Annotated in this window: 8 protein-coding genes; all 8 read right to left on the reverse strand. The window is 41.2% G+C overall.

Features of this window, described 5'->3' with window-relative positions:
• The coding region (locus CO050_05990) for a hypothetical protein (protein PJC30542.1) at positions 1-211 on the reverse strand (211 nt) is incomplete at its 3' end.
• A 24-nt stretch (positions 212-235) separates the two neighbouring features.
• Complete coding sequence (locus CO050_05995) at positions 236-1,372, reverse strand: ATPase (protein ID PJC30543.1); 1,137 nt, start codon at positions 1,370-1,372, stop codon at positions 236-238.
• A 90-nt stretch (positions 1,373-1,462) separates the two neighbouring features.
• Complete coding sequence (locus tag CO050_06000; protein PJC30544.1) at positions 1,463-2,992, reverse strand: F0F1 ATP synthase subunit beta; 1,530 nt, start codon at positions 2,990-2,992, stop codon at positions 1,463-1,465.
• Entirely contained in the window at positions 2,993-3,817 is an 825-nt protein-coding gene (locus CO050_06005) for a hypothetical protein (GenBank protein PJC30545.1), read from the reverse strand.
• Complete coding sequence (locus CO050_06010) at positions 3,801-5,249, reverse strand: hypothetical protein (GenBank protein PJC30546.1); 1,449 nt, start codon at positions 5,247-5,249, stop codon at positions 3,801-3,803. Before CO050_06010 ends, CO050_06005 begins: the two co-directional genes overlap by 17 nt.
• Positions 5,236-5,658: a hypothetical protein gene (locus CO050_06015; GenBank protein PJC30547.1), complete on the reverse strand. Its 423-nt coding sequence runs from the start codon at positions 5,656-5,658 to the stop codon at positions 5,236-5,238. Before CO050_06015 ends, CO050_06010 begins: the two co-directional genes overlap by 14 nt.
• Complete coding sequence (locus CO050_06020) at positions 5,645-6,262, reverse strand: hypothetical protein (GenBank protein PJC30548.1); 618 nt, start codon at positions 6,260-6,262, stop codon at positions 5,645-5,647. The genes CO050_06015 and CO050_06020 overlap by 14 nt, the downstream gene beginning before the upstream one ends.
• A gap of 48 nt (positions 6,263-6,310) precedes the next feature.
• Positions 6,311-6,558, reverse strand: a 248-nt coding sequence (locus CO050_06025; GenBank protein PJC30549.1) for a hypothetical protein, incomplete at its 5' end; no start/stop codon positions are given.

Here is a 6,558-nt window from a genome sequence, read left to right on the forward strand (position 1 = left end):
CCCTGGGAAACTTATAGTCTTTGGTTGTGCCATCTGCAAAACGGAGTGTAATGGGTTTTTCTTTTATGATGGTAATAAAGTTGGCATGTTGAGAAAGTACATCAAATTTGCCTTGTGAATTCTCAGATGAAAGAGCTGTGGCAGTCCCTTCCCACACGACCTCATGAGGGTTGCTAATTCGTATTTTAAACTCTTCCTGTTTCTTAACCATATTGTTATTATTTAAGGACGGTCCTTAAATAATTGTAATCCATTTGAGATAGTTTTTCTTATTTATAATTTCTAATTTAGCCTCGGGATACGTTTGGGTGAATTTGAGCTGCTTTTTAGTGTTTTGACCCCATTTGATCTCTGAGCCATCGAGCTTGCCGTCGCGCTCTTCTACCCAGTCAACTTCCTGCTTTTCCCAAGTCCGCCAGAAGTAGTTATTACTGTAAATAGGCTCATATGCTTGCCTTTTTAGTCTCTCAACTACTAAAAAGTTTTCCCATAATCCACCTATATCATCTCTTAGATCTGGATTATTGTAGTTATTAATAATGGCATTACGGATACCTACGTCATAGAAGTAATATTTGCTTTTCTTGTTAACTTCAGCCCGTAGATTACGCCTATAACCTCTGATATTGATAAGAATATATGACTGCTCCAGTAAGTCTAAATAACGACTCACTGTGCGTGCATTTACATTTAGCTTATTGGCTAGCTCATTTACAGAAACCAGCTGTCCTATCTGAAATGCCAGTAGGCGAAGTAAGTCTAGGATGAACTTAGAACCCTTAACACGCTCAAATTCTAGTATATCTTTGAGTAAATATCTATCTACTAATTCCTCTAGCTTAGCTTTCTTTTGATCTTTTCCCTTGCTTAATAAAATATCTGGGTAAAAACCATATGTAAGATAGTCGTTTAAGCTTTGATTGAGTTCATATTTGTTTGCACCGTTACCTTGCAACTCGGATACTGCAATTGGAAAGAGTTTAAGGCTTATGGCACGTCCCACTAATGGCTCCCCCATCTGTTGACGGAGTTGAAACGAGGATGATCCTGTAATAATTACACGGATTCGCTCAACATTGTCTACTAAGATCTTTATACCTAAGCTGATATTGTCTATTTTTTGAGCTTCGTCAATAACAATTAGCTGTTTTCCTTGGGCAAATCCAGTAATATCTTTTATACTAAGCGATGAAAATACTTCTCTCGCCTCAATACTATCTCCTGTTAAATAGACGTAGTTATAATCATCTGGGAGAGATGAAAGATAATTCTTAACTAAGGTTGTTTTTCCAACTTGTCTTGGTCCTTGAACTACTAACACCTTGTTCGGTTCAACGAACTTTTCTAGGTTTTGTATATGGCATCTTAACATGTCTTGATATTACCAAACTACATGAATTTTGTCAATTTTATGTAGCATCACTACACATACTATGCCTATTTTATGTAGTGTACGCTCAACTTACTTATTCCTAACTTTTTTCAGGAATTTCTTTAGTCCCTTGGGCTCTGGCGCGGGAGCAGGCGCGGGCGCGGGTGGTGGAGTGGGCTCTTTTAACTCCACAAGATCAGACGACCCTGAAGGGCCCGTTCCGCCTGTGGAGTTATTATTGATGATCTTGCTAAGATTGCCGATGTAAAGGAGCTTGTCTGCGTCTATTTTATCTAGCTCCCCTCCGAGAATTTTTTCAACATCAGATATTGTGTCTTCTTTAGGCACAGTGATGCCTGAACGGTTGGTCTGAATTTCGGTAGTATAAAAAGGCTGAGTCATGTAGTTTATAAGCTTGTTTGCGCGCTGAAAGATCAGGCGGTCCTCTGCTTGGAGTTCGGATTCACCAACAATTGAGACAATGCGCTGTAGGCGTTCGTATTCGCCGATGAGCTCGAGGGCTGAGGTAACTGCTTTAAAGTGACGCTCCCCTAGTATTTCACTGCTCAAGAGGCCTGATGATGAGCGAAACAGGTCAATTGGAGGATAGTACCCACGCTGAGTAAGGTCTCGAGAGAGAATAACTACGGAATCCAGGTGACTCATGATGGCTGCAACTCCAGGATCAGACAGCTCGTCGGCCGGCACGTAGATATTCTGTACTGAAGTAATACTACCCGTAGGTGTATTTACGAGGCGCTCTTCAAAAGCGGCTACCTCGGATTCTAAGGTCGCCTGATAGCCAAGCTCTGATGGAATCTGATCTAACATCGGAGACAACTCGCTCCCCGCCTGTACAAAACGAAATACATTGTCTACAAAGAATAATATGTCCTTTTTCTGCTCGTCGCGGTAGTACTCGGCTAGAGCTGCGGCAGCCCAGGCTGTGCGGAAACGAACCGCGGCATTTTCATTCATCTGGCCAAAGATCAAACCAGTGCGGGAAAGTGCATCAAACTGTCTCAACATAAGCCAGAGCTCGTGTCCTTCCCGAATACGTTCGCCAATTCCACAAAAAATGGCTACCCCCTTGGTCTGCTTGATAACATTGCGTAGAAGTTCTGTCATCAGCACGGTTTTTCCTACTCCGGCTCCCCCCACAAAGCCGATCTTTCCTCCTTTAATAAATGGGGTGAAAAAATCAATAGGTTTAATGCCTGTTTCTAAGAGCTCCACCTTGGTTGGTGTGGTAATTTTGGTTGTAGCCGGTTCATAGATTGGTCTTCGTCCCTCAGATTTAAGCTCGCCCGCGTCATCTTGTGGTTCACCAAAGAGGTTGATAACTCTGCCCAAAACCCCGTCTCCCACTGGGACAGTGAGGGTAGAATTGGTTGTGGTTATTGGCATGTTACGCTGGAGCCAAGATTTCTGAGTCAATGATAGAGCTAATAATGACTGATCTTGAGTGTACGCAAAGATCTCGAGGTGCACCTTGGGATTATCTGGTGAGGTTAGAAGCTCGCGTAATTTGGGTAGATTACCACTTCCTGAATACTCTACCTCCACCACTTGGCCTCGAACTCGACGTATTAATCCTGTAAATTTTATGTTTTGTGCCATCTAAAGCCTGTTTCGCATACCCGCTACAGTTTCTAAGAGCTGGGCATTTCTAATTAATTTTGCTCGTTTGTCTAGTTGTTGTTTCTGGTTCTTAATCTGAGTCTCGGCACGCTCATGGGCGCCACTCATTGAGAGCATTCGGGAAGCGGTACGTGCAAGGTCCGTTTCAATCATTGTACGATTAAATAGGATCGTTCTAACCTGGGTATTAAAAAAATCTAAGATATCTGGTAGTTCAGGTTCAAAGATAAAATCTAGGTCGATACCCTCCATTTGATGAGATTCTGGCTTATATGTAATATCTATAATCCCGGTTTCTTGTCTGAGAAGTGTGACAAAACGAGGGAAATATAGGAAAACTTTGTCATACTCATGAAATCTTGTTAAAAGGTCTGTAATTTCCTGTGGGTCGGGATTATCTTTTTTGAATTGAATAAACTCCTTAATTGAGTGATTATTTTGTGTTTGATAGTGTTCACGACCAGTCGCGCCAATAACAATCCGGTCTAGGGTTTTTGTAGCTGAATCATTGTCAAAAGTATCTATGACATCCAGATTCATCGTGCCAAAAAAATGTTGGTTGGAGGTGATAGCTACGCTTAAGATTTTGCTCTCCCCCTCGGGGGACAAGAGCTTGCGGTTGGCAGCTGTAAGCATTAAGTGCTGGTAAATATATGTTATTTCAATATAGAAGCGGGCATTGAGCTCATATGCGGATCTAATCTGCTTGATTTTCATTTCACTCATCTCTGTGTAGGCGCTAGCTATTTCAGATAGCGTCTCGGTTTCCTCAATAATGTTTCTTAGATCAACTGTTTTGGCCATTGTTTAGTTTTGGTACTAATTCTTGTTTAATGAACTCAAAGTACTGTTCTATCTTTGGGTAGTCTGTTAGTGTTTGAGATTTTTTGAGCTTATTAAAAGATTGAACAACTTTAAGCAAAGCTGGCTTCTCAACTCTAACCTTCTTCAAGTCTTTGTTATCAAAAAATGCAACAAATACCAGACTTAAGAGAGCTAGTTGGTCTAATAATTCAAGTTTTTCGTGCACATTTTGACGCAACAACTCCTGAATAACTACTCCCCTTTTCAGTTTCTGCTGAGAAACTATATTAAGCTCAGAGCTGAAACGACTAAATCGTTCAAGATTACGATAATCTGCTAAAGACTTTTTAGTCAAGTGAGCAAGTTGTTTAAATAGGACATTTTGAGTCTGATGACCTACCCTGGTTACTGACGCGGGGATATCTATTGAAGGGTAATAACCTTGAGATCGTAATGAACTTGAAAAAAAGAGATGTCCATCTGTGGAAGACATTAGATTAGTGGGTATAAGGTCTGTAAGGCTATCTAAGTTTGTCTGAATAACTGGTAACAAGGTAATGGAGCCTGAACCAGCCTTCTCATTAAAGCTACCAGCCCTTTCCATTAAGTGAGCGTGCTGGTAAAAAATATCACCTGGATAAGACTCTCGACCTGGAGTTTTGCCAGAAAGTAAAGCCATCTCCCGGATATGTTTGGCGTGGATACCAAGGTCATCCAGCACTAAAAGAACTTTTTTACCCTGTTTTCGGAAATAATCAGCTATGGCAAAGGCCACCTGTGGGCACACCACTATAAGAGGTGACGGATCAGCTGAAGAAGTGGCAATAATAATGGAGTAATCTAGGGCATTTCTTTGCCTGAGAAGCTCGGTAATGTGCTTAATCTCGCTTTCCGGTTTTCCTAATACAGCGTAAATACAGATCGTGTTGGTGCCCTTTTGGTTGATAATAGTGTCGAGGATAAAAGTGGCCTTGCCACTCCTTGGCTCTCCAACAATGAGCTCGCGCTGACCAATACCAATGGGAACCATGACGTCTATAGTTGAAAAGCCCGTTATTAATTGTTGCGTAATCATACTCCTCGTGCCAATGCCCAAGGCAACTACCTCCAGCTCCATGGGTTCTAAACTTGCTTCCAATGGGGCTTTATTGTCGAGAGTCTCGCCTAGTGGATTAAATACACGGCCTAAGAGCTTATCTGAAAGGTGAACATTAATTCCTGTGTCACTGGTTTTAAAAATATCTCCGGGGAGCGGGCGTGACTCATCCAGCATAACTGCCTCAACTTCCTTATCATCAAGTGACATAACCAAAGCTCGACCTCCTTTTTCATCTACCAAGACATCGTTAATAGCGGCAGAAGGCACCCCTTCCAGGTAGATAAGATAGTCTTTGGCACTAGTTACTGTGGCTCTTTCATTATTTTTTTTCATATTTTTTAAGGTCCTTAGTGATGGAATAGTCGTGATAGACTCCGTCAATAATAAAGGCGCAACCTGCGCCAAGATGCGCGTCTAGTTTAATATTCACCAGTAAAGAGGTATTTATCTCTTTGCGTAACCAATTGGTAAGCATTGCCAAATTAGGCTCGTCTGGAATAAAAGGTAATAACAAAGTGAGCTCAGGAAGCTCTTTTATTTTTTTGGTATATTCCTTAATTTTGGAGTATAGGTCTTCTTTTGTAAAATCTTTATAGAGCTTTGTGGGTAATAAACCCACTGGGCGGGCTTTTCCGTCGCTACTATAAAAATCTTTCTCGGCGGCTTGGCGCAAGAGCCTCACACTCTCTAAAAGATCAGACTTTGTATAGTTGTGAGCAAGCAAATAGTTAAATAATTCCATTGAGTGTATTGTCTTTTTTGGCTTTTTCCAGTGACTTGAATACAATCTGCATGTGATCTTTGGTTGAGAGAGAGAGGCTTAATACTTCGCGTATTACCTGATCTATGATGTCTGCGATATTGTCATCGATTGCTTTCATCTGACTTTTTCCATATTCCTCAACCATCTTTTTGGTGTTTTTAAGCTCAATATTAAGAACTTCTTGAATTTGCTTGCTTGACTCTTCATAGAAACGCTTAGTTTGGGCTGTAATTAGCTCTTGGTTAGCTGAGACGGTTTTACTGATGGTTGCTTCAAGTGTTTTTAGGAAGTATTCATAGTCTTTTTCGGCGCTCTCTACGCTTAAACTTAGTTGTTTAGTAAGGTCGTTACTTAATCCTTCTAGAGCAGTTTCAAACCTTTCTTCAAGGTGTTTGCCTTGTAGTTTTTCTTGTGAGACAACCTTTAGTCCCTCAATTTGAGCCTGTGCCAAAACTTTATTAGCCTCATGGAGCGCATCGTGAATAATTACGCCAGATTGGCTTTTAGCTCGAGCTAATTCGGGACTTTGAGGGGCTAGCCAACGCTTATAAATCAGATAGCAAACACCTGCTAAAAGAACCATTAAGTTGATCAAGATTATAGCGTAAATAATGCTGGGCAAATTCATTTTTTAAAGCCTGGTTGCGGCCAGCGCCATGACAACAGCGCCTATGTTAATTATAGCAATTAATACAACATTAAGCACAATCATTGTCTGTATTTGAACTTTGGCAAGCGGGTTCCTGCCAATTGACTCTATCCCCTTGGTAATATTACGGCCCATGGTAGTGAAGGTAGTGATTAGAGAGGTTAAAACGATTAAAAATCCCAGGATATAACGTATAACTAAGGCAGAGCCTTCCGCTTGGTCAACGTTCT

The sequence above is a fragment of the Candidatus Roizmanbacteria bacterium CG_4_9_14_0_2_um_filter_38_17 genome, from assembly GCA_002788855.1.
Taxonomy (GTDB): domain Bacteria; phylum Patescibacteriota; class Microgenomatia.

What these genes read in the sequence shown, in the direction of transcription:
- CO050_05995 (PJC30543.1), bottom strand. Translation starts at nt 1,372, where the DNA reads ATGTTAAGATGCCATATACAAAACCTAGAAAAGTTCGTTGAACCGAAC.
- CO050_06000 (PJC30544.1), bottom strand. Translation starts at nt 2,992, where the DNA reads ATGGCACAAAACATAAAATTTACAGGATTAATACGTCGAGTTCGAGGC.
- CO050_06005 (PJC30545.1), bottom strand. Translation starts at nt 3,817, where the DNA reads ATGGCCAAAACAGTTGATCTAAGAAACATTATTGAGGAAACCGAGACG.
- CO050_06010 (PJC30546.1), bottom strand. Translation starts at nt 5,249, where the DNA reads ATGAAAAAAAATAATGAAAGAGCCACAGTAACTAGTGCCAAAGACTAT.
- CO050_06015 (PJC30547.1), bottom strand. Translation starts at nt 5,658, where the DNA reads ATGGAATTATTTAACTATTTGCTTGCTCACAACTATACAAAGTCTGAT.
- CO050_06020 (PJC30548.1), bottom strand. Translation starts at nt 6,262, where the DNA reads ATGGTTCTTTTAGCAGGTGTTTGCTATCTGATTTATAAGCGTTGGCTA.